Consider the following 24,330-nt stretch of genomic DNA (forward strand, 5'->3'; position numbering starts at 1 on the left):
ACGCCGCATCGCCCGCGCTGGGCTGCGAAGCAGCCCCAGTAAGCCGTACGCGGTGTATCAGATACTCCGTAGCGGCTGGTTTTAGGGCTGCTTCGCAGCCCAGCGCGGGGCAAGCCCGCTCGCCACAACTGCGCTATCTGCCTGGATTTAGGCGTTGCGGCAAAGTTGTGTAGATACCTACGCTGCGATAGCGGTGGGTCAGTTGGCCCATTTGCTACTGATACACCGCTATCGCAGGCAAGCCAGCTCCCACAGTTTTGATCGCATTTCCAGGTCAGGCTGGTTGCTCGAGGCCAAACGCGCCTTGGCGCAACAACAGAATCACCAATCCCAAGGCACCTGCGGCCATCAACAACGGCAACGCATGCCCGCTGATCCACTGGCTGCCAGCCCCCGCCACCAGCGGCCCGATCAGGCAGCCAATCCCCCACAACTGAGCAATATGGGCATTGGCTCGCACCAGCGCATCGTCACGGTAGCGCTCGCCGATCAGAATCAACGACAAGGTGAACAAGCCCCCCGCACTGGCACCGAACAGGACCCAGATCGGCCAGATCAGCCAGGTATCCAGCAACGGCGCAATGGCCAGGCTCGACAGCAGCAACAGCACCGCGCAGCCGAGAAACAGGGTGCGCCTGGGCAGGTAGTCGGCCAGCGCACCAATCGGCAATTGCAGCAGGGCATCGCCTACTACCACGGTGCTGACCATCGCCAACGCCACTTCGGCAGTGAAGCCCTGTTGCAGGCAATACACCGGCAACAGCGTCAGAATCATCGCCTCGAACGCGGCAAACAATGCCACCGCCCAGGCGATCGCCGGCAAGCCCCGGCAAAATCCCCATAAGTCGCCAAAGGTCACGCTGAAGGCCTCTGCCGTCGGCGCCCCGCTACGCCCCAGCAGCAGGAAGGGCGCAACGATCAACAGGCCGACGCCAACCCAGAAGCCATAGTCGTGATCGGTGCCCAGCACGCCGAGCAACAACGGCCCCGACAGCTGGCTCAGGGCGTAGGTACAGCCATACAGCGCCACCAGCCGGCCACGCCACTGCTCCACCACCAGTTGGTTGATCCAGCTTTCGCCGAGGATAAACACAATGGTCAGGATCACCCCGATCATCAACCGCAGCACCAGCCACACCGGATAGCTGGGCAATACCGCCAGCAACCCGATGGAAACCGCCCCGGCCCACAGGCACAGGCGCATCAGATTTGCCGTGCCCAGCCAGGAAGCCAGGCGGCTCGACACCTTGGCGCCCAACAACACACCGAACGCTGGCATCGCCGCCATGATGCCGATAGCAAAGTTGCCATAGCCCCAGCTTTCCAGGCGCAGGGACACCAACGGCATGCTGACGCCCAGGGCAAGGCCGACGCTGAGTACTGAAGCCAGGACGGCAAAGTAAGTCGCCCAACGCATTGCCACGCTCCTGTGGATAACTCATTTGTGGACGGTAAAACGAACTGTAGGAGCGAGCTTGTGTGGGAGCCGGGCTTGCCCGCGATGCTGGCACCTCGGTACATCAGTTGCACCGAGGTGATGCTATCGCAGGCAAGCCAGCTCCCACACAAGCTCGCTCCTACAGGGGATCAGCGGGGTTGCTTACAGCTTGATCCAGGTTGCCTTCAGTTCGGTGTACTTGTCGAACGCGTGCAGCGACTTGTCGCGACCGTTGCCCGACTGCTTGAACCCGCCGAACGGCGCGGTCATGTCGCCGCCATCGTACTGGTTGACCCACACGCTACCGGCGCGCAGCGCTTTGGCGGTCAGGTGCGCCTTGGAGATATCCGAGGTCCAGACCGCAGCGGCCAGGCCATAAGGCGTGTCGTTGGCGATGGCTACGGCTTCTTCAGCGCTGTCGAAGGTGATCACCGACAGGACCGGGCCAAAGATCTCTTCCTGGGCAATCTTCATGGCGTTGGTCACACCGTCGAAAATCGTCGGCTCGACGTAAGTGCCGCCGGTTTCCTGCAGGGTGCGCTTGCCACCGGCCACCAGTTTGGCGCCATCGGCGTGCCCGGCTTCGATGTACGACAGCACGGTGTTCATCTGCTGGGTATCCACCAGCGCACCGACGTTGGTGGCCGGGTCCAGCGGGTTGCCCGGCTTCCAGCCCTTGAGGGCCTCGATCACCATCGGCAGGAATTTGTCCTTGATCGAACGCTCCACCAGCAGGCGCGAGCCGGCGGTGCAGACTTCGCCCTGGTTGAAGGCGATGGCGCCAGCGGCGGATTCGGCAGCGGCTTGCAGGTCCGGGGCATCGGCAAACACGATGTTCGGGCTCTTGCCGCCGGCTTCCAGCCAGACGCGCTTCATGTTCGACTCGCCGGAGTAGATCATCAGTTGCTTGGCGATCTTGGTAGAACCGGTGAACACCAGAGTGTCGACGTCCATATGCAGCGCCAACGCCTTGCCCACGGTGTGGCCGTAGCCCGGCAGCACGTTGAGCACGCCTTTGGGGATACCGGCTTCAACGGCCAGGGCGGCGATGCGGATGGCGGTTAGCGGCGACTTTTCCGACGGTTTGAGGACAACCGAGTTACCGGTGGACAGCGCTGGCCCCAGTTTCCAGCAGGCCATCATCAGCGGGAAGTTCCACGGCACGATGGCCGCCACTACGCCGACGGGCTCGCGGGTCACCAGGCCCAGTTGGTCATGGGGGGTGGCGGCGACTTCGTCGTAAATCTTGTCGATGGCCTCGCCGCTCCAGCTCAGGGCTTGCGCCGCGCCTGGAATGTCGATGCCCAGGGAATCACCGATTGGCTTGCCCATGTCCAAGGTTTCGAGCAGGGCCAGCTCTTCGGCATTGGCCTTGAGCAGCGCGGCGAAACGGATCATGGTGGCTTTGCGCTTGGCCGGGGCCAGGCGTGACCAGGCACCGGAGTTGAAGGTGGCGCGGGCGTTTTCCACGGCGCGCTGGGCGTCGGCGACGTCACAGCTGGCAACCGTGGTCAGCAGGCGGCCATCGACCGGGCTGAGACATTCGAACGTGTCGCCGGAAACGGCGGCGGTGTATTCGCCATTGATATACGCGCGGCCTTCGATCTTCAGGTCCTTGGCGCGTTGTTCCCAGTCGGCACGGGTCAGGGTGGTCATGCGAGTGTCCTCCTCTTATTAAATATAAGGGCCCGGCGTTATCACCAGTTCCCTTCCAAATGCTTGCCCGGCCAGCCAGCTATTCGGTCCGAGGCACCCGCCACCCTAAACCAGCCGCCGGGGATGTTTCAATATATTTGACATAACGGCCGCAAACGCCCTTGCGATGTTCATTTTAATAAACATAGACTTTGGCTCTCCAACCCCAGGCCTAGACGGGATACGTGCATGAACATTCAGGATGTCGTCGATTTCAGCCAGGCGAACACCGCCGCCGAACGCTACCGCCCCGCCACCGAAAAAATCCTCAAGGGCGACCCCGAGCAGACGCTCTTCAACCACTACAACAGCCCGTGCGGCCAGATGAACGCCGGGGTGTGGGAGGGTGAAGTCGGGCAATGGACGGTGAACTACACCGAACACGAATATTGCGAGATCGTGCAGGGGGTTTCGGTACTTCGCGATGGCGACGGCAACGCCAAGACCTTGCGCGCCGGTGATCGCTTCGTCATCCCGGCCGGCTTCAGGGGCACCTGGGAAGTGCTGGAGCCGTGCCGCAAGATCTACGTGGTGTTCGAAGAAAAGGCCTGATCGGTCGATCGCGACTTTTCAAAGACGAAAAAAAACCCGCATCGTGAGATGCGGGTTTTTTCACAAGAAAGAAAACCAATTACTTGATTTTGCCTTCTTTGTAGATCACGTGCTTGCGAACGCGCGGGTCGAACATTTTCTTTTCGAGCTTGTCCGGGGTAGTACGCTTGTTCTTGTCGGTAGTGTAGAAGTGACCAGTACCGGCGCTAGAGATCATTCGAATCAATTCACGCATGATATAGCTCCTTAGATTTTGCCGTCGCGGCGCAGTTCAGCGAGCACGACAGTGATGCCACGCTTGTCGATGATGCGCATGCCTTTGGCAGATACGCGCAGACGGACAAAACGTTTCTCTTCTTCAACCCAGAAGCGGTGATGCTGCAGGTTTGGCAGGAAACGACGACGGGTTTTGTTGTTTGCGTGGGAAATGTTATTCCCAGTCACCGGACCCTTACCGGTAACTTGACAGACTCTCGACATGCCTCAGCCCTCTAAAACCACATGCCCAACCCGGCATGGGTTGGCCGCTTAATCTCTCAGTCATTTGGCGCCAGGCGCCGCGTTTCTTTAAGGGTCTTACCGGCTACACCTACAGTGAAGGAACCGGGCCCCTAGAAAAGAGCGCTGCTTTATACCAGAAAGACCCCAGTGCAACAACAGCCGGTGTGTTTTTCCCGCTGTAAATCTCGCTCGAACAGGCCTCAAGCGCTGCCAGGGTGGGGCGCCGTGCTCCAGAACCGCTCGTCGCACCGAATGATTTGTCGCCGCTGCTTGCAGGCCAAGGCCCTGGGCAAAATGACCTGAAGCGCCATCAAAACAGTATTTGCCGTAAATGCACAGGCAAAAATGGGCTAGTCATTTATGAATGAGCCCACTACGGTAGGACTTTTCCAGACTGCACTCGCAGATGGGCCTCCGATCTGCAAAGGAAACCGACCATGCGTCTCGCTGCCCTACCCTTATTGCTCGCCCCGCTCTTCCTCGCCCCACTGGCCCAGGCAGCCTCTACGCTGAGCGTCTGCACCGAGGCCAGCCCCGAAGGGTTTGACGTGGTGCAATACAACTCGCTGACCACCACCAACGCCTCGGCGGATGTGCTGATGAACCGCCTGGTGGACTTCGATGCCGCGAGCGGCAAGCTGGTACCGAGCCTGGCCGACAGTTGGGAAGTCTCGCCGGACGGCCTGACCTATACCTTTAAATTGCACCCGGACGTCAAATTCCACCGCACTGCGTATTTCAACCCAAGCCGCAGCCTCACGGCTGAAGACGTGCGTTTCAGCTTCGAGCGCATGCTCGACCCGGCCAACCCCTGGCACAAGATCGCCCAGAGCGGCTTCCCCCACGCCCAGTCGCTGCAACTGCCAGCGCTGATCAAGAAGATCGACGCCCTTGACCCGCTGACCGTGCGTTTTACCCTGGATCACGCCGATTCCACCTTCCTCGCCGCGCTGAGCATGGGCTTTGCCTCGATCTACCCCGCCGAATACGCCGACAAGCTGCTCAAGGCCGGTACCCCGGAAAAGCTCAATAGCCAACCCATCGGCACCGGGCCGTTCGTGTTCGGGCGCTTCCAGAAAGATGCGGCCATCCGCTACAAGGCCAACCCGGATTATTTTGCCGGCAAGCCGGCTGTGGATAACTTGATCTTTGCTATCACCACGGACGCCAATGTGCGCCTGCAGAAACTGCGCCGGGACGAATGTCAGATCGCCTTGTCACCCAAGCCCCTGGATATCGGTGAAGCGCAAAAGGATCCTGCACTCAAGGTGGAAAAAACTGCTGCCTTCATGACGGCTTTCGTCGCCATCAATAGCCAGCACCCGCCACTGGACAAACCCGAAGTGCGCCAGGCAATCAACCTGGCCTTCGACAAGGCCAGCTACCTCAAGGCCGTGTTTGAAGGCACCGCCGAAGCTGCCAATGGGCCTTACCCGCCCAATACCTGGAGCTTTGCCAAGGAGTTGCCGGGTTATCCACAGGACATTGCCAAGGCCAAGGGGCTGCTGGATCGCGCCGGGCTCAAGGACGGTTTCAAGACCACTATCTGGACCCGGCCATCCGGCAGCCTGCTCAATCCCAACCCAAGCCTGGGCGCCCAGCTGTTGCAGGCAGATCTGGCCAAGATCGGCATCCAGGCAGAGATCCGTGTGATCGAATGGGGCGAGCTGATCCGCCGCGCCAAGGCCGGCGAGCACGATCTGTTGTTCATGGGCTGGGCCGGCGACAACGGCGACCCGGATAACTTCCTGACCCCGCAGTTTTCCTGCGCGGCGGTCAAATCCGGCACCAACTTCGCCCGTTACTGCGACCCGGCGCTGGACAAGCTGATCAGTGCCGGCAAGACCACCAACGAGCAAGGCGTGCGCAGCAAGCTCTACCAACAGGCGCAGGCGCAGATCCAGCAGCAGGCGCTGTGGTTGCCACTGGCCCATCCGACGGCCTTTGCCCTGACACGCAAGAATGTCGAGGGGTATCAGGTCAGCCCGTTTGGGCGCCAGGACTTCTCCAAAGTCAGCGTCACCCCCTGACCCTTCGTGTGTAGGAGCCAGCTTGCCGGCTCCTACACGGGATTGCGTTATATCCAGCCATATTCGGCCATCGACAGCGGATCGCCGTCGCCGACGATAATGTGGTCGAGTACCCGCACATCCACCAGATCCAGGGCTTTTTGCAGCACTTTGGTCAATTTTCGATCAGCGATGCTCGGCTCGGCATTCCCGGAGGGGTGGTTGTGGCACAGGATCAACGCCGCCGCGTTGTAGTCCAGGGCGCGCTTGACCACTTGTCGTGGGTAAACCGTGGCGTTGTCGATGGAGCCCTGGAACAACGCTTCGAAGCCCAGCACCCGATGCCTTGAATCGAGAAACAGGCAACCAAAGATCTCATGGGGTTGATGGCGTAGAAGTGCCTTGAGGTAATCACGCACCGCCACCGGGCTTTCCAGCACCGACTCATTACGCACATGCTCGGCCAGATGGCGCCGACCCATTTCCAGCACCGCCTGCAGTTGGGCGAATTTAGCCGGCCCCAGCCCCAGATGCTGGATGAATAAGGCCTGCCGGGCCTCCAGCAATGCGCGCAGGCTGCCAAATTGCTCCAGCAGATGACGCGCCAGATCCACTGCACTTTTACCCGAGACGCCGGTGCGCAGGAATATCGCCAGCAACTCGGCATCCGAAAGACTCGCCGCGCCCAACTCCAAAAGCCTCTCCCGCGGACGCTCCGCCGCAGGCCAATTGCGAATACTCATGCCACCTCCCTGTGCATGTGCGCCGCTGTTGCATGGCGGACGCTGTGTTATCTTAGCCCCTCTTTTTTGCGCGCGATTTCTCCTGGGGAGGGGGGATCGCAACGCCATCACTGAACTGGAAAGGCAAACCAATGCAGCGTCTGTATCGGAAACGCATCGTTCTCGGCGTCGGCGGCGGCATTGCCGCCTACAAGAGCGCAGAGCTGGTTCGCAGGCTCCTGGACCAAGGCGCCGAAGTGCGCGTGGTCATGACCCGTGGCGGCAGTGAGTTCATTACCCCGCTGACCATGCAGGCGCTGTCCGGCCACCCGGTTCACCTGGACCTGCTGGACCCGGCGGCCGAAGCTGCCATGGGCCATATCGAGCTGGCCAAATGGGCCGACCTGGTGCTGATCGCACCCGCCACCGCCGACCTGATTGCGCGCCTCGCCCAAGGCATTGCCGACGACTTGCTGACCACGCTGGTACTGGCCACCGACGCCACTGTCGCCATCGCCCCGGCGATGAACCAGGCCATGTGGCGCGACCCCGCCACCCAGGCCAACACCCAATTGCTGCAAAGCCGTGGCCTCAAGGTCTTCGGCCCGGCCTCCGGCAGCCAGGCCTGTGGCGACGTAGGTCTGGGCCGCATGCTCGAAGCCACCGACCTGGCGCTGTGCGCCGCCGAGTGTTTCCAGCACCTGGCCCTGACCGGCAAGCACGTGCTGATCACCGCCGGCCCGACCCAGGAAAACATCGACCCGGTGCGCTACATCACCAACCATAGCTCAGGGAAAATGGGCTTTGCCCTGGCTGAAGCGGCGGTTGAGGCAGGCGCACGCGTGACCCTGATCACCGGCCCGGTGCACCTGCCGACCCCGGATCGGGTCACCCGCATCGACGTAGTCAGCGCCCGTGACATGCTTGCGGCCTGTGAGGCGGCGATTCCCTGCGATGTGTTTATCGCCTCGGCAGCGGTCGCAGACTACCGTCCGGAAGTAGTTGCGCCGCAAAAACTCAAGAAAGACCCTACAAGCGGCGACGGCCTGCTCCTGCAAATGGTCCGCAACCCGGATATTTTGGCCACCATCGCCACCCGCGCGGATCGTCCGTTCAGCGTCGGTTTCGCCGCCGAAACCGAAAACCTGCTGGACTACGCCGCACGCAAACTGAAAGACAAAAACCTCGACCTGATCGTTGCCAATGATGTCGCCAACCCGAGCATCGGTTTCAACAGCGAGGAAAACGCCTGCAGCGTGATCGACCGCGAACTGCACGCGACCCTTTTCGCCCAGACCAGCAAGGGCAAGATTGCCCGCCAACTGATCTCTTTTATCGCCCAACGGCTGAACCAGGTTTAATTTCCATGCACGCTTTGCAAGCCAAGATCCTCGACCCCCGCATCGGCAGCGAATTCCCACTGCCGGCCTACGCCACACCGGGCTCCGCCGGCCTGGACCTGCGCGCCATGCTCAAGCAGGACACCGTGCTTGAGCCGGGCCAGACCCTGCTGATCCCCACCGGCCTGTCGATCTACGTCGGCGATCCCGGCCTGGCCGCGCTGATCCTGCCGCGCTCGGGCCTGGGCCACAAACACGGGATCGTCCTGGGCAATCTCGTTGGCCTGATCGACTCCGATTACCAGGGCGAACTGATGGTCTCGTGCTGGAACCGTGGCCAGACCGCCTTCAATATCGCCGTTGGCGAACGTATCGCCCAACTGGTGCTGGTACCGGTGGTGCAGGCGCATTTCGAACTGGTGACCGAGTTCGACGAAACCCAGCGTGGCGCAGGCGGTTTCGGGCATTCCGGCAGCCACTGACTACGCTCAGGCATGCCGGGCTCCGCGCCCGGCATGCCCCGATGGCATTTTCGCACCACGAACTCTAGGCCAAAAACGCCGTCTTACCCTTCAGTTTGAGCCTGCCGGTCGCCATATTCAGGCCTGTCCGCCCCGTATCGATGGAGTTTTCCCAGTGATGAGCAACGCAGCCCCAGTCGCACCGACGTTTCCCGACAGTATTTTCCGCGCCTACGACATCCGTGGCGTCGTCCCGAAAACCCTGACCGCCGAAACCGCCTACTGGATCGGCCGCGCCATCGGCTCCCAAAGCCTGGCCCAGGGCGAACCCAACGTCTCGGTAGGCCGTGATGGCCGCCTGTCCGGCCCCGAGCTGGTGGAACGCCTGATCCAGGGCCTGGCCGACAGCGGCTGCCATGTCAGCGACGTCGGCCTGGTGCCGACACCGGCGCTGTACTACGCCGCCAACGTGCTGGCCGGCAAGTCGGGCGTCATGCTCACCGGCAGCCACAACCCGTCGGACTACAACGGCTTCAAGATCGTGATCGCTGGCGACACCCTGGCCAACGAACAGATCCAGGCCCTGCACACGCGCCTGAAAACCAATGACCTGACCAGCGGCAAAGGCAGCATCACCAAGGTCGATATCCTCCAGCGCTATTCCGACGAAATCACCCGGGACGTCAAGCTTGAGCGTCGCCTGAAGGTCGTGGTGGACTGCGGTAACGGCGCCGCCGGCGTGATCGCCCCGCAACTGCTCGAAGCCCTGAACTGCGAAGTGATCCCGCTGTTCTGCGACGTCGACGGCCACTTCCCCAACCATCACCCGGACCCGGGCAAGCCTGAAAACCTGGTGGACCTGATCGCCAAGGTCGAAGAAGTGGGCGCCGATGTCGGCCTGGCCTTCGATGGCGATGGCGACCGCGTGGGCGTGGTGACCAACACCGGCAGCATCGTGTTCCCCGATCGCCTGCTGATGCTGTTCGCCCGCGACGTGGTGGCGCGCAACCCAGGCGCCGAGATTATTTTCGACGTGAAGTGCACCCGTCGCCTCACACCGCTGATCACGGAATACGGTGGCCGCCCACTGATGTGGAAGACCGGTCACTCGCTGATCAAAAAGAAAATGAAGGAAACCGGCGCCCTGCTGGCGGGCGAAATGAGCGGCCATGTGTTCTTCAAGGAGCGCTGGTTCGGTTTCGACGACGGCATCTACAGTGCCGCACGTCTGCTGGAGATCCTCAGCAAGGAGAAATCCAGCGCCGAGGATCTGTTCGAGACCTTCCCGAACGATATTTCTACGCCGGAAATCAATATCCATGTGACCGAAGAGAGCAAATTCAGCATCATTGACGCACTGCACGATGCGCAATGGGGTGAAGGCGCCAACCTGACCACCATTGATGGTGTGCGAGTCGATTATGCCGAAGGCTGGGGCCTGGTTCGCGCGTCCAACACCACACCGGTGCTGGTCCTGCGTTTCGAGGCGGATACCGAGGCCGAGTTGCAGCGCATCAAGGACGTGTTCCACGCCCAGTTGAAACGTGTTGCCCCTGATCTCCAACTACCGTTCTGATTATTTGCCCCGGAGCCCTGAATGACCCTCGAACGCGAAGCCGCCGCCAACACCGCCAAGGTCCTTTCCGAAGCGCTGCCTTACATTCGACGCTACGTCGGCAAGACGCTGGTGATCAAGTACGGCGGCAATGCCATGGAAAGCGACGAGCTGAAAACCGGCTTTGCCCGCGACATCGTGCTGATGAAAGCCGTCGGGATCAACCCGGTGGTGGTCCACGGCGGCGGCCCGCAGATCGGTGACCTGCTCAAGCGCTTGTCCATCGAGAGTCACTTCATCGACGGTATGCGCGTCACCGATGCGCAGACCATGGACGTGGTGGAGATGGTCCTTGGCGGCCAGGTGAACAAAGACATCGTCAACCTGATCAACCGTCATGGCGGCAGCGCCATCGGCCTGACCGGCAAGGACGCCGAGCTGATCCGGGCGAAGAAACTCACCGTGACCCGCAAGACCCCGGAGATGACCCAGCCGGAAATCATCGACATTGGCCAGGTAGGCGAAGTGATCGGCATCAACACCGACTTGCTGAACCTGCTGGTCAAGGGTGACTTCATTCCGGTGATCGCGCCGATCGGCGTGGGTGCCAATGGTGAGTCCTACAACATCAACGCCGACCTGGTCGCCGGTAAAGTAGCCGAGGCCCTGAAGGCCGAGAAGCTGATGCTGCTGACCAACATTGCCGGCCTGATGGACAAGGAAGGCAAGGTCCTGACCGGCCTGACTACCCAGCAGGTCGACGATTTGATCGCCGACGGCACCATCTACGGCGGCATGCTGCCGAAGATCCGCTGCGCACTGGAAGCCGTGCAAGGTGGCGTAGGCAGCTCGCTGATCATCGATGGCCGGGTGCCGAACGCGGTGTTGCTGGAAATCTTCACTGATACCGGCATGGGCACGCTGATCAGCAATCGCAAGCGTCCCTGACCGCTGAAACAAAAAGCCCCCGTTCAACCTGATTGAACGGGGGCTTTTTTATGTGCGCCGACCTGCAGCCTTGTGGAGATCCCCTGTAGGAGCGGGCTTGCCCGCGATGAGCATAGGTATCTACACAACTTTGCCGCAACGCCTAGATCCAGGCAAATAGCGCAGTTGTGGCGAGCGGGCTTGCCCCGCGCTGGGCTGCGAAGCAGCCCCAATAAGCCAAATGCGTTGTACCAGATACACCGCAGCGGCTGGTTTTGGGGCTGCTTCGCAGCCCAGCGCGGGGCAAGCCCGCTCGCCACAGGAAAGTTCGTCAGTTTCTGAAAGTTGTGTAGATACCTATGCCGCGATGAGGGCTTGTCAGTCAACATCAGTGTTGAATGTACTACCGCCATCGCGAGCAAGCTCGCTCCTACACGAGCTCATCAGCTACAAGGGGGTTGTGTCAGACGCCAAACTGCTCGCGGTACGCCCGTACAGCCGGCAGGTGTTGCTTGAGCTGTGGGTCGTCTTCGAGGAACTGCAATACCTGGTTCAGCGAGACAATACTCACCACCGGGATTGCGAAGTCACGCTCCACTTCCTGGATCGCCGACAACTCACCGTTGCCACGCTCCTGGCGGTTCAGCGCGATCAACACGCCAGCGGCCTTGGCGCCATCCTGGGATGCAATGATCTGCATCACTTCGCGGATCGCGGTGCCGGCGGTGATCACGTCGTCGATGATCAGCACATCACCGGTCAACGGAGCGCCGACCAGGCTGCCGCCTTCGCCGTGGGCCTTGGCTTCCTTGCGGTTGAAGCACCATGGCAGATCCCGGTCGTGATGTTCAGCCAGGGCCACCGCGGTGGCGGCAGCCAACGGAATGCCTTTGTAGGCCGGGCCAAACAGCACGTCGAAGGAAATGCCGCTTTCAACGATGGCGGCAGCGTAGAAACGCCCCAACTGCGCCAGGGCAGAACCCGAGTTGAACAGGCCGGCATTGAAGAAGTATGGGCTGGTGCGCCCGGACTTGAGGGTGAACTCACCGAAGCGCAAAACCCCGCGATCGATGGCAAAACGAATGAAATCGCGTTGATACGCCTGCATGAAAAAAGCCTCAGATACCACGGATTTAGCTAAATAGGTAGACGGCGTGTATCATACACGCACGCGATTTTTGGGGCCATTTATGCGGATCATCAGTGTGAACGTTAATGGTATTCAGGCTGCAGTCGAGCGTGGTTTGCTCAGTTGGCTGCAAGCCCAGAATGCCGACGTCATCTGCCTGCAGGACACGCGCGCCTCCGCCTTTGAACTGGACGACCCAGCCTTCCAACTGGATGGCTACTTCCTTTATGCCTGTGATGCCGAAGTCCCTGCCCAAGGTGGCGTGGCTCTGTATTCACGGTTGCAACCCAAGGCGGTCATCAGCGGCCTCGGCTTCGAGACAGCCGATCGCTACGGGCGCTACCTGCAAGCCGATTTCGACAAAGTCAGTATTGCTACCTTGCTGCTCCCTTCGGGGATGAACGGCGATGAAGACTTGAACCAGAAGTTCAAGCTAATGGACGATTTCGCCCGTTATCTGGATAAACAGCGACGCAAACGCCGCGAGTACATTTATTGTGGCTCGCTGTACGTGGCGCAACAGAAGCTGGATATCAAGAACTGGCGCGACAGCCAGCAATCCCCGGGCTTCCTGGCGCCGGAACGGGCCTGGATGGACGAGATTGTCGGCAACATGGGCTATGTAGATGCCCTGCGTGAAGTCAGCCGTGAAGGTGACCAGTACAGCTGGTGGCCGGACAACGAACAGGCCGAGATGCTCAACCTGGGCTGGCGTTTTGACTACCAACTGCTGACCCCCGGCCTGCGCCGGTTTGTCCGCAGCGCACGGCTGCCGCGTCAACCGCGCTTCTCGCAACACGCGCCGTTGATCGTGGATTACGACTGGACCTTGACCATCTGAGGTCATGTTCCAGGTACAAAAAAACCGACATCGCTGTCGGTTTTTTTGTGGGCGATCATTATTTGATCAATCGCCATGTGCACGGGTAACGGTAGGCAATGCCTTTATTGGCCTTGATGCCCCCAATGATGGTCAGCACCAACGCGGCAATCACCAGCACCGCCATCATCAGGAAACCAATGATCACAAAACCCAGGACAAAGCAGACCAGCCAGGCAATGGCCACGGTCAGCTGGAAGTTCAGCGCTTCCTTGCCCTGATCATCGATCAGCGGGTCCATGTCCTTCTTCACCTGCCACAGGATCAAAGGCCCCAGCACACTGCCAAAGGGGAACACCAGGCCAAGGAACGCCGCGAAGTGACAGAGCATGGCCCACTGGCGCACTTCCTTGGTCTGGGCTGGCACAGGAAGCTGGTTGTCACTCATGGCGTTGCTCCTTGAGGCGGGTTTCAGTCAGCCAGTGCGGCGGTCTGTAGTTCGAAGATTTCGCTCATGCCTTTCTGGGCCAGGGCCAGCATGGCGTTCAGGTCTGCTGGCTGGAACGGCGCGCCTTCGGCGGTGCCCTGCACTTCGATGAACCCACCGGTGCTGGTCATGACCACGTTCAGGTCGGTCTCGGCCGCCGAATCTTCCAGGTAGTCCAGGTCCAGCACAGGCTCGCCCTGGTACATGCCCACCGATACAGCTGCAATCATCTGCTTGAGCGGGTCGCCGCCTTTCAGGCCGCCGCGCTTCTTGATCACTTTCAGCGCATCGACCAGCGCGACCATGGCGCCAGTGATGGACGCGGTGCGGGTGCCGCCGTCGGCCTGGATCACATCGCAGTCGACGTACAGGGTGACGTCGCCCAGCTTGGACATGTCCAGCGCAGCGCGCAGGGAACGGCCGATCAGGCGCTGGATCTCCAGGGTGCGACCGCCCTGCTTGCCACGGCTGGCTTCACGCTGGTTACGCTCGCCAGTGGCGCGCGGCAACATGCCGTATTCGGCGGTCAACCAACCCTGGCCCTGGCCCTTGAGGAAACGCGGCACGCCGTTTTCAACGCTGACGGTGCAGATGACCTTGGTATCGCCGAACTCGACCAGTACAGATCCCTCGGCGTGTTTGGTGTAGTTGCGGGTGATGCGGATCGAGCGGAGCTGATCGGCAGCGCGACCACTTGGACGTTTCATAGGGGATACCTGTACTGAGGACGAAAAACTGCCGAGCATTATAGAGCCGCAGGCCGCTTCGCGGCACTGCTAATAAATTCGGTTACCAAAGGGCGGCCCTGGGCACCCTTTGTCACAGCCAGCATTTGGGGGAGCTTGCCCCGTTGCGCTACAATCCTGCGCCTTCGCAGCCAGTCGGCTTCAATCTACCTACCAGCCCGCCCGTTTGCGGGACTGTATCGCGAGGTACCTCCATGGTGCATAGCATGACCGCCTTCGCCCGCGTCGAAAAAGCCGGCGCCCAAGGCACCCTGAGCTGGGAGTTGCGCTCGGTCAACAGCCGCTACCTGGAGCCGCACCTGCGCCTGCCCGAGTCCTTTCGCGACCTTGAAGGCGTCGTGCGCGAAGCCCTGCGCGCGGGAATCTCACGCGGCAAGCTGGAATGCACCCTGCGCTTTACCGAGGAAACCACCGGCAAGCCACTGCAGGTTGATCGCGAGCGCGCTGCACAGTTGGTCGCTGCCGCTGAAACCATTGCCAGCCTGATCAAGCAGCCGGCGGCACTGAACCCCCTGGAAGTCCTGGCCTGGCCCGGCGTACTGGTGGCTGACGCCACTGACCCGCAGGCACTGAACGCCGAAGCCCTGGCCCTGTTCAATCAGGGCCTCAAGGAGCTCAAGGCCGGCCGTGAGCGCGAAGGCGCCGAACTGGCCCGCCTGATCAATGAGCGCCTGACTGCCATCGAAGAAGACGTCGTGACCCTGCGCGAGCTGGTGCCACAAATGCTGGCCACCCAGCGCCAGAAGGTGCTCGACCGCTTCACCGACATGAAGGCCGACCTCGATCCGGTACGCCTGGAACAGGAAATGGTCCTGCTGGCGCAAAAAAGCGACGTCGCCGAAGAACTCGACCGCCTGAGCACCCATATCCTGGAGGTGCGTCGCGTACTCAAGTCGGCCGGTGCCGCTGGTCGGCGCCTGGACTTCCTGATGCAGGAACTCAACCGCGAAGCCAATACACTGGGCTCCAAAGCCTTCGATCCGCGCAGCACCCAGGCTGCGGTCAACCTCAAAGTGTTGATCGAGCAAATGCGCGAACAAGTACAGAATATTGAGTAAGGCAACTCCCATGACCCACAGCACCGGCACCCTGTACATCATTTCCGCCCCCTCGGGCGCGGGCAAAAGCAGCTTGGTCAAGGCCCTGACCGACACCAACCCGGAGATCCGCGTATCGGTCTCCCACACCACCCGCGCCATGCGCCCCGGTGAGGTGAACGGTGTGAACTATCACTTCGTCGAGCGCAGCGAGTTCGTGAAGATGATCGAGCACGGTGACTTCCTGGAGCGCGCCGAAGTGTTCGGCAACCTCTATGGCACCTCCCAGAGCCACTTGCAGCAGACCCTGGACGAAGGCCACGACCTGATCCTGGAAATCGACTGGCAAGGCGCCGAACAGGTCCGCCAATTGATGCCCAAGGCGCGTTCGATCTTTATCCTGCCGCCGTCCCTGGAAGCCTTGCACCAGCGCCTGAACAATCGCGGCCAGGACAGCGAAGAGGTCATCGCCGGGCGCATGCGCGAAGCTGTCAGCGAAATGAGCCACTATGTGGACTACGACTACCTGATCATCAACGACGATTTTGCCCACGCCCTGGACGACCTGAAGGCGATTTTCCGCGCCAATCAGCTCCAGCAAAAACGCCAGCAGCAGCGTTTTGGCAAATTGTTGGCCGAACTGCTCGGTTGAATGGCTCTTCCCAAAACCGCTGCAAGGGCCTTACATTGGCACTTGTAGCGTGTTTGCCGGGGCCTGCGCAAAATCAGCGCTTCCCTAAACGCTGGTGATTTTTTAAACTGTTGAGTCCGCTCGCCCAACCGGGCAGCGCGCATCTTGCATTCGCTCCGAGGAATACCATGGCCCGCGTAACCGTTGAAGACTGCCTAGAACACGTGGATAACCGCTTTGAGCTGGTCATGCTCTCTACCAAGCGTGCCCGTCAATTGGCCACTGGCGGCAAAGAGCCCCTGGTCCAGTGGGAAAACGACAAGCCTACCGTTGTAGCCCTGCGTGAAATCGCTGAAGGCCTGATGAGCTACGAGTTCATCGCCAACGCCGAAATCGTTGAAGACGAACCGCTGTTTGCAGCGTTCGAGGACGAGTCCAACGAGGCCGTCTAAGCCTATGCCTGGTCGACGTAGCACGGCGCGGGGTCACAGCCTTCGGCAGGAGTTAACACTTTGCCGAGTATAGACGCCCTCGCCGATCGCTTATCGACCTACCTCGGCACCGACCAGGTCAACCTGGTCCGCCGAGCGTACTTCTACGCCGAACAAGCCCACGACGGCCAACGCCGCCGTAGCGGCGAGGCGTACGTCACCCATCCTCTTGCGGTGGCCAATATTCTTGCCGACATGCACATGGACCATCAAAGCCTGATGGCCGCGATGCTGCATGACGTGATCGAAGACACCGGTATTGCCAAGGAAGCGCTCAGCGCACAATTTGGCGAAACCGTGGCCGACCTGGTCGACGGGGTCAGCAAGCTGACCCAGATGAACTTCGAGACCAAGGCCGAGGCCCAGGCGGAAAACTTCCAGAAGATGGCCATGGCCATGGCCCGGGATATCCGGGTAATCCTGGTCAAGCTGGCCGACCGGCTGCACAACATGCGCACGCTGGAAGTGCTGTCCGGTGAAAAACGCCGGCGCATCGCCAAGGAAACCCTGGAAATCTACGCGCCCATCGCCAACCGGCTGGGCATGCATGCCATTCGTATCGAGTTCGAAGACCTCGGCTTCAAGGCCATGCACCCGATGCGTTCGGCGCGCATCTACCAGGCGGTCAAGCGCGCCCGGGGCAACCGCAAGGAAATCGTCAACAAGATCGAAGAGTCCCTGAGCCATTGCCTGGCAATCGACGAGATTGAAGGCGAAGTCAGCGGGCGGCAGAAGCATATCTACGGCATCTACAAGAAGATGCGCGGCAAGCGCCGGGCCTTCAACGAGATCATGGACGTGTATGCGTTCCGGATCATCGTCGACAAGGTCGATACCTGTTACCGCGTGCTGGGCGCTGTACATAATTTGTACAAACCCCTGCCGGGGCGCTTCAAGGACTACATCGCCATCCCCAAGGCAAACGGCTATCAGTCGCTGCACACCACGCTGTTTGGCATGCATGGGGTGCCGATCGAGATCCAGATCCGCACCCGGGAAATGGAAGAGATGGCCAATAACGGCATCGCCGCCCATTGGCTGTACAAATCCACCGGCGACGAGCAGCCCAAAGGCACCCATGCCCGCGCCCGCCAGTGGGTCAAGGGCGTGCTGGAAATGCAGCAACGTGCCGGCAACTCCCTGGAATTCATCGAAAGCGTGAAGATCGACCTGTTCCCGGACGAGGTCTACGTGTTCACGCCCAAAGGCCGGATCATGGAGCTGCCCAAGGGCTCCACGGCGGTCGACTTTGCCTATGCGGTTCACACCGACGTCGGCAACAGCTGCATCGCGTGCCGGATCAATCGTCGCCTGGCCCCGCTGTCGGAACCGTTGCAAAGCGGCTCCACCGTGGAGATCGTCAGCGCGCCGGGGGCCCGGCCGAATCCGGCGTGGCTCAACTTCGTGGTCACCGGCAAGGCGCGCACCCACATCCGCCACGCGCTGAAGCTGCAACGCCGGTCCGAGTCCATCAGCCTGGGTGAACGCCTGCTGAACAAGGTACTCAACGGCTTTGACAGCTCCCTGGAGAAGATCCCCGCCGAGCGCGTGCAGGCGATCCTCCACGAGTACCGCCAGGAAACCATCGAAGACCTGCTCGAAGATATCGGCCTGGGCAACCGCATGGCCTATGTCGTCGCCCGTCGCCTGCTGGGCGAAGGCGAGCAGTTGCCAAGCCCCGAAGGCCCGCTGGCCATTCGCGGCACCGAAGGCCTGGTCCTCAGCTACGCCAAGTGCTGCACGCCGATCCCAGGCGACCCGATTGTCGGGCACCTGTCCGCCGGCAAAGGCATGGTGGTGCACCTGGATAACTGCCGCAATATCAGTGAAATCCGCCACAACCCGGAAAAATGCATCCAGTTGTCATGGGCCAAGGATGTGACCGGGGAATTCAACGTCGAGCTGCGAGTGGAGCTGGAGCACCAGCGCGGGCTGATCGCCTTGCTGGCCAGCAGTGTCAACGCGGCCGACGGCAATATCGAAAAAATCAGCATGGACGAACGCGATGGTCGCATCAGCGTGGTCCAACTGGTGGTCAGCGTGCACGACCGTGTGCACCTAGCCCGTGTGATCAAGAAACTGCGTGCCCTGACCGGGGTTATCCGCATCACTCGCATGCGCGCATAACGCCTCCCCTATAGCCCGGACATTACAAGGAGTCATTCATGACCAAGACTGTTATCACCAGCGACAAGGCACCTGCCGCCATCGGTACTTACTCCCAGGCGATCAAGGCGGGCAACACCGTCTACATGTCCGGCCAGATCCCACTGGACCCAAAGACCATGGAGCTGGTTGAAGGCTTCGAAGCCCAGACCGTACAAGTCTTCGAAAACCTCAAGTCGGTAGCCGAAGCAGCGGGCGGTTCGTTCAAGGACATCGTCAAGTTGAACATCTTCCTCACCGACCTGAGCCACTTCGCCAAGGTCAACGAGATCATGGGCAAGTACTTCGAACAACCCTACCCAGCCCGCGCCGCCATTGGCGTTGCCGCCCTGCCAAAGGGTTCGCAGGTTGAGATGGACGCGATTCTGGTCATCGAGTAATACATTCGGCGCAACCCCAGGGGTTGCGCCGACTTCGTTTTAAAAGGATTTCGTAATGCGCAAAGCGCTCGTTGCCTCCACGCTGCTCACCCTGTTCCTTGGCGGCTGCGCCAGCAATCCTGCCGCCCGGGATGTGAGCGGCACCTGGATCAACCAGGTCGCCATCGATGCGGCGTCCAAGGGCGGCCCTTTGCGTGAAGCCCTGCAGGCCTATGGTCCGAACCTCGAATGGGAGGTCAATACCCGGGCCAACCAAGCGCGCTACTTCAACGGTTTTGAACGCCCTGAAGGCACGTTGGAAGGTGAAAAGTCAGGCACCTGGAATGTCGATTTCTACGGTAGCTCAACCACCGAACTCAAGCGTGATGGCAAGCAGTTGCTGCAAGTGGCCAACGACAATGAGCCCGAACAGCTCTTTGACCGGCCCAAGGACCCTGCTCCCGAAGGCGCGCCCCTGGGTGCCAACTTCGAACGGGCGCTGTATTCGGCCTATATGGGCGGTAGCTGGAAAATCACCAGCGGCAATGGCGTCGGCGCGACAGTGCAGTTCCAGGCCAACGGCCAAGTCACCGGCCTGCCCGGCGTAGACCAATACTCACTGTGCCTGGCCGGCGATTGCGCCTCCATGAGCGGCGGCTACGACAGCATCTGGCTGCAACAAGGCGGCCAGGGCAACCCGTGGATCTTCAGCCGCAATGACAAGCAACTGGAAATTTTCCAGGCGATCAATACGTCCCAGGCCGACGAAGTACCTTCGTTCACCCCGGGGCCACGCCAGTGGTTGCTGGATAAACAGTAAAGTCACTGCAGGCACCTCGGTGTGTCAGTGACACCAAGGTGATGCTATCGCAGCGATGCGGCGACCCGACAAGCCAGCTCCCACTCAAGCCGGTAGTGCTCAGCCTTTGAGGATGGCCGCGTAGCCTTCGCGGTAACTCGGATAGGTGGGCGACCAGCCCAGTGCCTTAGCCCGCGCATTACTGCACTGCTTGCTGCCCGCGCGGCGCACGCTGGCGTCTTCGGCCCATTCGGTCACCCCAAGGTAGCCACGCAACCAGTCAACGACTTCGGCCAGCGGTGCGGGCGCGTTGTCGACACCGATATAGACCTTCTCCAACGCTCCGCCCTGCTCTACATGCAGCAGCAGATAAGCCAGCAGGCCTGCCGCGTCATCGACATGTATGCGGTTGCCATATAAAGGCGGCTCGACCGCCACGCGATAGCCTTGGCGCACCTGGCTCAACAACCATTCACGTCCAGGCCCGTAGATCCCGGTCAAGCGCACAGTCGTAGCCGGGATACCGCTGTCGAACGCCACTTGCTCGGCCTCCAACATCACCTGCCCGGAATAGCCGACGGCCTGGGTGGGCGAGGTTTCATCGACCCATTCACCGTTTTGCTGGCCGTAGACACTGCTGCTGGAGACGAAAACAAGGTGCTTGGGTTCCTGGCCATAGTCGCCCAGCCACTCCAGCACATGCTGCAGGCCCTGGACATAAGCCTTGCGGTAGCCCGCCTCGTCGTGATCGGTTGCAGCGGCGCAGTACACCAGGTAATCCACGCCGCCGATCGGCCACGTGTCGGGACACTCTTTATTGAACAGGTCGCCGGCAATGCCAATCACCCCTTCCGGCAAGCGCGCGACATTGCGCCGCAGGCCATGAACCTCCCATCCCGCGGCCAGCAATTGACTCGCCAGCCGACTACCTACATCACCACAACCGGCAATCACCACAGAAGGCGCAGACATCACAAAACTCCGTTCTCAAAGGTCTAGATTAGCCCTCACAGGTGACCAGCGGCCAGAAAAAGCACAAATAAAGTTACTGTATTACTTCTGTTAACAAGAATTACTTGCAATAATAACCGCCCATTTGTCCTCGGCCGTCCTCTGGCCTGGCAGGACAACTATTTATTTTCAACTCTCAGGTCCGGCCAGCATGACACGCAATAACCTCCCCGCTTCGCCAACCAAGCCTCACAGCCCATCCCGCGCCTGGCGCGCGATTGCTGCGGTGCTGTTCAGCGCCCTGCTGGCACCGACCGCCGCGTTTGCAGATGCCACGGCGCCGGCGACCCCGCCTGCCGCTACGGCACCAGCCCCGGCTGCGGCCGCTGCACCTGAGCAAAATGCCGCCGTACCAGGTGCCCCGGCTGCCGCACCTGCCGCCACCGACCCGGTCGCCGCCGAGGGTGTGACCCCGGAAGATGAAACCGGTGTGGTCCTGGAAGAAGACAACACCCTGGGCATGGCACACGACCTGTCGCCGTGGGGCATGTACCAGAACGCTGACATCATCGTGAAGATCGTGATGATCGGCCTGGCCATCGCCTCGATCATCACCTGGACCATCTGGATCGCCAAAGGCTTCGAACTGCTGGGCGCCAAACGCCGCCTGCGCAATGAAATCGTCAACCTGAAAAAAGCCACCACCCTTAAAGAAGCCAGCGAAAGCGCGGCCATCAAGGGCACCCTGGCGCACCTGCTGGTGCACGACGCACTGGAAGAAATGCGCCTGTCGGCCAACACCCGCGAAAAAGAAGGCATCAAGGAACGCGTGAGCTTCCGCCTCGAGCGCCTGGTAGCGGCCTGCGGTCGCAACATGAGCAACGGCACCGGCGTGCTGGCAACCATCGGTTCCACCGCGCCGTTCGTCGGTCTGTTCGGTACCGTGTGGGGCATCATGAACAGCTTCATCGGCATCGCCAAGACCCAGACCACCAACCTCGCCGTTGTCGCCCCCGGCATCGCCGAGGCCCTGCTGGCAACTGCGCTGGGCCTGGTCGCCGCGATTCCTGCGGTGGTGATCTACAACGTGTTCGCCCGTTCGATCGCCGGCTACAAGGCCCAGGTGTCGGACGCTTCGGCAGAAGTCCTGTTGCTGGTCAGCCGTGACCTCGATCACCTGCCTACCGAGCGCAGCTCGCAACCGCACATGGTGAAAGTGGGGTAATCGGCCATGGGCCTGCATTTGAATCAAGGTGACGACGAGCTCGTCGAGAACCACGAAATCAACGTCACGCCGTTTATCGACGTGATGCTGGTGCTGCTGATCATCTTCATGGTGGCAGCACCCTTGGCTACGGTGGACATCAAGGTCGACCTCCCCGCCTCCAGCGCGAAACCCGCGCCCCGGCCGGAGAAACCGGTGTTCCTCAGCGTCAAGGCGGACCAGCGCCTGTTCCTGGGCGAAGAAGAAGTCAAATCCGAAACCCTCGGCGCAGTGCTCGACGCCCGTACCCAGGGCAAGAAAGACACGACGATCTTCTTCCAGGCCGACAAAGGCGTGGACTACGGCGACCTGATGAGCGTGATGGATGCCCTGCGGGCAGCCGGCTACCTCAAGGTCGGTCTGGTCGGACTTGAGACGGCAGCCAAAAAATGATCACGACGCGCCACAAACTGACGCGTTATGGCACCAGCCTCGCCGTCGTGCTGGGCGTCCACGCCGTCGCGATCATCCTCGCGTACCAGTGGTCGGCGCCACATATGGTGCAGTTGCCACCGGCAGCCATGGTCATCGACCTGGCGCCGCTGCCGGCCCCACCGCCTCCGGCCCCGCCGAAGGTGGTGACGCCTCCACAACCGCCAGCACCGGTGGAAGAGCTGCCATTGCCGAAACTGGCAGAGGCCCCCAAGCCGACGATTTCCGTGCCCAAGCCGGTCAAACCCAAGCCCAAGCCACAGCCGCCCAAGCCTGAGAAGAAGATCGAGCCGCCCAAGGAGAAACCTTCCGAGGATCCGCCAAGCGAAAGCCCGGCGAATAATGCGCCTTCGGAAAAGTCGGCGCAGCCGCAACCCGGCCCTTCGCCGGCGCAGATCGCGGCCAAGGCAACGTGGGAAAGTACGCTGCTCGGTCACTTGGCGAAGTACAAGAAGTACCCGCCAGGCGCCCAGGCCCGTGGCAAGGAAGGCTTGAACCGCTTGCGGTTCGTGGTGGATGCCGAAGGCAAGGTGCTGTCCTATGAGCTGGTGGGCCGCTCCGGAAACGCCGATCTGGACCGCGCTACCCTGGAGATGATCCGCCGTGCCCAGCCGCTGCCCAAGCCACCGGCCGATATGTTGAAAAACGGCAGCATCGAAATCGTTGCGCCGTTTGTCTACAACATCGAGAAGCGCCGCCGCTGACCCAGTGGGAGCGGGCTTGGCGGATCGCAGCGGTGCGGCGATCCGACAAGCCCCCTCTCACATTCAGGACCCGCTTGAGCGTTAAGCAAAATCCCCCGCACAAACCGCTCAATCCCCACTCTAGTTCTGATAACGTGCGCCTATCGATTGCAGCCGGTATGCTTGGCCCGCAACCTCATGGACGCCCGCTATGACTCTTACAGAATTACGCTACATCGTGACCCTCGCCCAAGAGCAACACTTCGGCCATGCCGCCGAACGTTGCCATGTCAGCCAGCCGACGCTGTCGGTGGGCGTGAAAAAGCTTGAAGACGAACTCGGTGTGCTGATTTTCGAGCGCAGCAAAAGCGCCGTGCGCCTCACCCCGGTCGGCGAAGGTATTGTGGCCCAGGCCCAGAAGGTGCTGGAGCAGGCCCAGAGCATTCGTGAACTGGCCCAGGCCGGCAAGAACCAACTGACCGCGCCGCTCAAAGTCGGTGCGATCTACACCGTCGGCCCATACCTGTTCCCGCACCTGATCCCGCAACTGCACCGCGTCGCGCCGCAGATGCCGCTGTATATCGAAGAAAACTTCACCCACGTACTGCGCGACAAACTGCGCAACGGTGAGTTGGACGCGATCATCATCGCCCTGCCGTTCAATGAAGCCGATGTGCTGACATTGCCGCTCTACGACGAGCCATTCTACGTGCTGATGCCCGCCTCTCACCCGTGGACGAAGAAAGACACGATCGACGCCGGCCTGCTCAACGACAAGAGCCTGCTGCTGCTCGGTGAGGGTCACTGCTTCCGCGACCAGGTCCTGGAAGCCTGCCCGACCCTGACCAAGGGCAATGACGGCGCCAAGCACACCACGGTCGAATCCAGCTCCCTGGAAACTATTCGCCATATGGTGGCGTCCGGCCTGGGTATTTCGATCCTGCCGTTGTCGGCCGTGGACAGCCATCACTACGCCGCCGGCGTGATTGAAGTGCGTCCGCTCACCCCGCCCGTGCCGTTCCGTACCGTGGCGATTGCCTGGCGTGCCAGTTTCCCGCGCCCGAAAGCGATTGATATCCTCGCCGACTCGATCCGTCTGTGTTCGGTGGCCAAGCCGCCTGCTGCGAGCTAAGCA

The 24,330-nt window shown here is 61.0% G+C and carries 25 protein-coding genes and 1 pseudogene; 17 read left to right on the forward strand and 9 right to left on the reverse strand.

Annotated features, from left to right (window positions below; translation table 11 throughout):
* Positions 1 to 274: 274 nt before the first annotated feature.
* Positions 275 to 1,417, reverse strand: coding sequence for an MFS transporter (locus FIV38_RS04985; RefSeq protein WP_070994050.1), 1,143 nt, complete (start codon positions 1,415 to 1,417; stop codon positions 275 to 277).
* Positions 1,418 to 1,600: 183 nt separating this feature from the next.
* Positions 1,601 to 3,094 carry an aldehyde dehydrogenase gene (locus FIV38_RS04990; RefSeq protein ID WP_029289792.1) on the reverse strand — a complete coding sequence of 498 codons (1,494 nt, stop codon included), beginning with the start codon at positions 3,092 to 3,094 and terminating at the stop codon, positions 1,601 to 1,603.
* Positions 3,095 to 3,322: 228 nt separating this feature from the next.
* Between FIV38_RS04990 and FIV38_RS04995 the strand changes: the two genes are divergently transcribed.
* The gene (locus FIV38_RS04995; RefSeq protein WP_029289794.1) at positions 3,323 to 3,685 is read left to right on the forward strand and encodes a cupin domain-containing protein; all 363 of its coding nucleotides are present in this window, start codon (positions 3,323 to 3,325) and stop codon (positions 3,683 to 3,685) included.
* A gap of 79 nt (positions 3,686 to 3,764) precedes the next feature.
* Here the strand turns inward: FIV38_RS04995 and rpmG are convergent, their stop codons facing one another.
* Positions 3,765 to 3,920 carry a 50S ribosomal protein L33 gene (gene rpmG, locus FIV38_RS05000; protein ID WP_003176906.1) on the reverse strand — a complete coding sequence of 52 codons (156 nt, stop codon included), beginning with the start codon at positions 3,918 to 3,920 and terminating at the stop codon, positions 3,765 to 3,767.
* An 11-nt stretch (positions 3,921 to 3,931) separates the two neighbouring features.
* Positions 3,932 to 4,165 (reverse strand): 50S ribosomal protein L28, encoded by a 234-nt coding sequence (gene rpmB / locus FIV38_RS05005; protein WP_007920377.1) that lies wholly within the window; start codon positions 4,163 to 4,165, stop codon positions 3,932 to 3,934.
* 458 nt (positions 4,166 to 4,623) lie between these two features.
* Here rpmB and FIV38_RS05010 point away from each other — a divergent pair, with 458 nt between their 5' ends.
* Complete coding sequence (locus tag FIV38_RS05010) at positions 4,624 to 6,216, forward strand: ABC transporter substrate-binding protein (RefSeq protein ID WP_029289801.1); 1,593 nt, start codon at positions 4,624 to 4,626, stop codon at positions 6,214 to 6,216.
* Positions 6,217 to 6,263: 47 nt separating this feature from the next.
* Here FIV38_RS05010 and radC read toward each other — a convergent pair whose 3' ends face one another.
* Positions 6,264 to 6,938: a RadC family protein gene (radC, locus tag FIV38_RS05015; protein WP_029289803.1), complete on the reverse strand. Its 675-nt coding sequence runs from the start codon at positions 6,936 to 6,938 to the stop codon at positions 6,264 to 6,266.
* 131 nt (positions 6,939 to 7,069) lie between these two features.
* Between radC and coaBC the strand changes: the two genes are divergently transcribed.
* The 4 genes and pseudogenes from coaBC to argB all read left to right on the forward strand — a co-directional run bounded on the left by coaBC (position 7,070) and on the right by argB (position 11,221).
* Positions 7,070 to 8,278, forward strand: coding sequence for a bifunctional phosphopantothenoylcysteine decarboxylase/phosphopantothenate--cysteine ligase CoaBC (gene coaBC / locus FIV38_RS05020; protein WP_029289805.1), 1,209 nt, complete (start codon positions 7,070 to 7,072; stop codon positions 8,276 to 8,278).
* 5 nt (positions 8,279 to 8,283) lie between these two features.
* Positions 8,284 to 8,739: a dUTP diphosphatase gene (dut, locus tag FIV38_RS05025; RefSeq protein ID WP_029289808.1), complete on the forward strand. Its 456-nt coding sequence runs from the start codon at positions 8,284 to 8,286 to the stop codon at positions 8,737 to 8,739.
* Positions 8,740 to 8,890: 151 nt separating this feature from the next.
* A pseudogene (locus tag FIV38_RS05030) lies at positions 8,891 to 10,294 on the forward strand (phosphomannomutase/phosphoglucomutase); the annotation flags it as partial.
* 21 nt (positions 10,295 to 10,315) lie between these two features.
* Positions 10,316 to 11,221, forward strand: coding sequence for an acetylglutamate kinase (argB, locus tag FIV38_RS05035; protein WP_029289812.1), 906 nt, complete (start codon positions 10,316 to 10,318; stop codon positions 11,219 to 11,221).
* 442 nt (positions 11,222 to 11,663) lie between these two features.
* Here the strand turns inward: argB and pyrE are convergent, their stop codons facing one another.
* Positions 11,664 to 12,308 (reverse strand): orotate phosphoribosyltransferase, encoded by a 645-nt coding sequence (gene pyrE / locus FIV38_RS05040; RefSeq protein ID WP_070994053.1) that lies wholly within the window; start codon positions 12,306 to 12,308, stop codon positions 11,664 to 11,666.
* Between the two features lie 82 nt (positions 12,309 to 12,390).
* On the opposite strand from pyrE, the gene FIV38_RS05045 reads away from it, so the two are divergent.
* Positions 12,391 to 13,170 carry an exodeoxyribonuclease III gene (locus tag FIV38_RS05045; RefSeq protein ID WP_029289816.1) on the forward strand — a complete coding sequence of 260 codons (780 nt, stop codon included), beginning with the start codon at positions 12,391 to 12,393 and terminating at the stop codon, positions 13,168 to 13,170.
* 58 nt (positions 13,171 to 13,228) lie between these two features.
* On the opposite strand, the gene FIV38_RS05050 is transcribed toward FIV38_RS05045, so the two are convergent.
* Both FIV38_RS05050 and rph read right to left on the reverse strand, forming a co-directional pair.
* The gene (locus tag FIV38_RS05050) at positions 13,229 to 13,597 is read right to left on the reverse strand and encodes a DUF4870 domain-containing protein (RefSeq protein ID WP_029289818.1); all 369 of its coding nucleotides are present in this window, start codon (positions 13,595 to 13,597) and stop codon (positions 13,229 to 13,231) included.
* A 23-nt stretch (positions 13,598 to 13,620) separates the two neighbouring features.
* Positions 13,621 to 14,343, reverse strand: coding sequence for a ribonuclease PH (rph, locus tag FIV38_RS05055; protein WP_029289820.1), 723 nt, complete (start codon positions 14,341 to 14,343; stop codon positions 13,621 to 13,623).
* Positions 14,344 to 14,576: 233 nt separating this feature from the next.
* Here rph and FIV38_RS05060 point away from each other — a divergent pair, with 233 nt between their 5' ends.
* The 6 genes from FIV38_RS05060 (at position 14,577) to FIV38_RS05085 (ending at position 19,886) form a co-directional block, all read left to right on the forward strand.
* The gene (locus FIV38_RS05060) at positions 14,577 to 15,440 is read left to right on the forward strand and encodes a YicC/YloC family endoribonuclease (protein WP_029289822.1); all 864 of its coding nucleotides are present in this window, start codon (positions 14,577 to 14,579) and stop codon (positions 15,438 to 15,440) included.
* Positions 15,441 to 15,450: 10 nt separating this feature from the next.
* Positions 15,451 to 16,071: a guanylate kinase gene (gene gmk, locus FIV38_RS05065; protein ID WP_070994054.1), complete on the forward strand. Its 621-nt coding sequence runs from the start codon at positions 15,451 to 15,453 to the stop codon at positions 16,069 to 16,071.
* Positions 16,072 to 16,238: 167 nt separating this feature from the next.
* The gene (gene rpoZ, locus FIV38_RS05070) at positions 16,239 to 16,502 is read left to right on the forward strand and encodes a DNA-directed RNA polymerase subunit omega (RefSeq protein WP_003176920.1); all 264 of its coding nucleotides are present in this window, start codon (positions 16,239 to 16,241) and stop codon (positions 16,500 to 16,502) included.
* A 60-nt stretch (positions 16,503 to 16,562) separates the two neighbouring features.
* The gene (gene spoT / locus FIV38_RS05075) at positions 16,563 to 18,668 is read left to right on the forward strand and encodes a bifunctional GTP diphosphokinase/guanosine-3',5'-bis pyrophosphate 3'-pyrophosphohydrolase (RefSeq protein ID WP_029289828.1); all 2,106 of its coding nucleotides are present in this window, start codon (positions 16,563 to 16,565) and stop codon (positions 18,666 to 18,668) included.
* A 38-nt stretch (positions 18,669 to 18,706) separates the two neighbouring features.
* Positions 18,707 to 19,087 (forward strand): RidA family protein, encoded by a 381-nt coding sequence (locus tag FIV38_RS05080; protein ID WP_025130815.1) that lies wholly within the window; start codon positions 18,707 to 18,709, stop codon positions 19,085 to 19,087.
* A 55-nt stretch (positions 19,088 to 19,142) separates the two neighbouring features.
* Positions 19,143 to 19,886: a hypothetical protein gene (locus tag FIV38_RS05085; RefSeq protein WP_092232125.1), complete on the forward strand. Its 744-nt coding sequence runs from the start codon at positions 19,143 to 19,145 to the stop codon at positions 19,884 to 19,886.
* Positions 19,887 to 19,985: 99 nt separating this feature from the next.
* Here FIV38_RS05085 and FIV38_RS05090 read toward each other — a convergent pair whose 3' ends face one another.
* A complete protein-coding gene (locus FIV38_RS05090; protein WP_029289834.1) occupies positions 19,986 to 20,837 on the reverse strand; it encodes an NAD-dependent epimerase/dehydratase family protein in 852 nt (283 codons plus the stop codon).
* Between the two features lie 190 nt (positions 20,838 to 21,027).
* Between FIV38_RS05090 and exbB the strand changes: the two genes are divergently transcribed.
* From exbB to FIV38_RS05110, 4 genes are all read left to right on the forward strand, one after another.
* Positions 21,028 to 22,041 (forward strand): tonB-system energizer ExbB, encoded by a 1,014-nt coding sequence (gene exbB / locus FIV38_RS05095; RefSeq protein WP_029289836.1) that lies wholly within the window; start codon positions 21,028 to 21,030, stop codon positions 22,039 to 22,041.
* A 6-nt stretch (positions 22,042 to 22,047) separates the two neighbouring features.
* On the forward strand, positions 22,048 to 22,473 hold the full coding sequence (gene exbD / locus FIV38_RS05100) for a TonB system transport protein ExbD (RefSeq protein ID WP_029289838.1): 426 nt from the start codon (positions 22,048 to 22,050) through the stop codon (positions 22,471 to 22,473).
* The gene (locus tag FIV38_RS05105; protein ID WP_029289840.1) at positions 22,470 to 23,216 is read left to right on the forward strand and encodes a TonB family protein; all 747 of its coding nucleotides are present in this window, start codon (positions 22,470 to 22,472) and stop codon (positions 23,214 to 23,216) included. Before exbD ends, FIV38_RS05105 begins: the two co-directional genes overlap by 4 nt.
* Before the next feature lie 190 nt (positions 23,217 to 23,406).
* A complete protein-coding gene (locus FIV38_RS05110; RefSeq protein WP_029289842.1) occupies positions 23,407 to 24,327 on the forward strand; it encodes a hydrogen peroxide-inducible genes activator in 921 nt (306 codons plus the stop codon).
* Positions 24,328 to 24,330 lie beyond the last annotated feature (3 nt).

Source organism: Pseudomonas proteolytica (assembly GCF_007858275.1).
GTDB classification, from domain to species: domain Bacteria; phylum Pseudomonadota; class Gammaproteobacteria; order Pseudomonadales; family Pseudomonadaceae; genus Aquipseudomonas; species Aquipseudomonas proteolytica.

Coding starts and splice junctions, on each gene's coding strand:
- FIV38_RS04985 (WP_070994050.1), bottom strand. CDS start 1,417: ATGCGTTGGGCGACTTACTTTGCCGTCCTGGCTTCAGTACTCAGCGTC.
- FIV38_RS04990 (WP_029289792.1), bottom strand. CDS start 3,094: ATGACCACCCTGACCCGTGCCGACTGGGAACAACGCGCCAAGGACCTG.
- FIV38_RS04995 (WP_029289794.1), top strand. CDS start 3,323: ATGAACATTCAGGATGTCGTCGATTTCAGCCAGGCGAACACCGCCGCC.
- rpmG (WP_003176906.1), bottom strand. CDS start 3,920: ATGCGTGAATTGATTCGAATGATCTCTAGCGCCGGTACTGGTCACTTC.
- rpmB (WP_007920377.1), bottom strand. CDS start 4,165: ATGTCGAGAGTCTGTCAAGTTACCGGTAAGGGTCCGGTGACTGGGAAT.
- FIV38_RS05010 (WP_029289801.1), top strand. CDS start 4,624: ATGCGTCTCGCTGCCCTACCCTTATTGCTCGCCCCGCTCTTCCTCGCC.
- radC (WP_029289803.1), bottom strand. CDS start 6,938: ATGAGTATTCGCAATTGGCCTGCGGCGGAGCGTCCGCGGGAGAGGCTT.
- coaBC (WP_029289805.1), top strand. CDS start 7,070: ATGCAGCGTCTGTATCGGAAACGCATCGTTCTCGGCGTCGGCGGCGGC.
- dut (WP_029289808.1), top strand. CDS start 8,284: ATGCACGCTTTGCAAGCCAAGATCCTCGACCCCCGCATCGGCAGCGAA.
- argB (WP_029289812.1), top strand. CDS start 10,316: ATGACCCTCGAACGCGAAGCCGCCGCCAACACCGCCAAGGTCCTTTCC.
- pyrE (WP_070994053.1), bottom strand. CDS start 12,308: ATGCAGGCGTATCAACGCGATTTCATTCGTTTTGCCATCGATCGCGGG.
- FIV38_RS05045 (WP_029289816.1), top strand. CDS start 12,391: ATGCGGATCATCAGTGTGAACGTTAATGGTATTCAGGCTGCAGTCGAG.
- FIV38_RS05050 (WP_029289818.1), bottom strand. CDS start 13,597: ATGAGTGACAACCAGCTTCCTGTGCCAGCCCAGACCAAGGAAGTGCGC.
- rph (WP_029289820.1), bottom strand. CDS start 14,343: ATGAAACGTCCAAGTGGTCGCGCTGCCGATCAGCTCCGCTCGATCCGC.
- FIV38_RS05060 (WP_029289822.1), top strand. CDS start 14,577: ATGGTGCATAGCATGACCGCCTTCGCCCGCGTCGAAAAAGCCGGCGCC.
- gmk (WP_070994054.1), top strand. CDS start 15,451: ATGACCCACAGCACCGGCACCCTGTACATCATTTCCGCCCCCTCGGGC.
- rpoZ (WP_003176920.1), top strand. CDS start 16,239: ATGGCCCGCGTAACCGTTGAAGACTGCCTAGAACACGTGGATAACCGC.
- FIV38_RS05080 (WP_025130815.1), top strand. CDS start 18,707: ATGACCAAGACTGTTATCACCAGCGACAAGGCACCTGCCGCCATCGGT.
- FIV38_RS05085 (WP_092232125.1), top strand. CDS start 19,143: ATGCGCAAAGCGCTCGTTGCCTCCACGCTGCTCACCCTGTTCCTTGGC.
- FIV38_RS05090 (WP_029289834.1), bottom strand. CDS start 20,837: ATGTCTGCGCCTTCTGTGGTGATTGCCGGTTGTGGTGATGTAGGTAGT.
- exbB (WP_029289836.1), top strand. CDS start 21,028: ATGACACGCAATAACCTCCCCGCTTCGCCAACCAAGCCTCACAGCCCA.
- exbD (WP_029289838.1), top strand. CDS start 22,048: ATGGGCCTGCATTTGAATCAAGGTGACGACGAGCTCGTCGAGAACCAC.
- FIV38_RS05105 (WP_029289840.1), top strand. CDS start 22,470: ATGATCACGACGCGCCACAAACTGACGCGTTATGGCACCAGCCTCGCC.
- FIV38_RS05110 (WP_029289842.1), top strand. CDS start 23,407: ATGACTCTTACAGAATTACGCTACATCGTGACCCTCGCCCAAGAGCAA.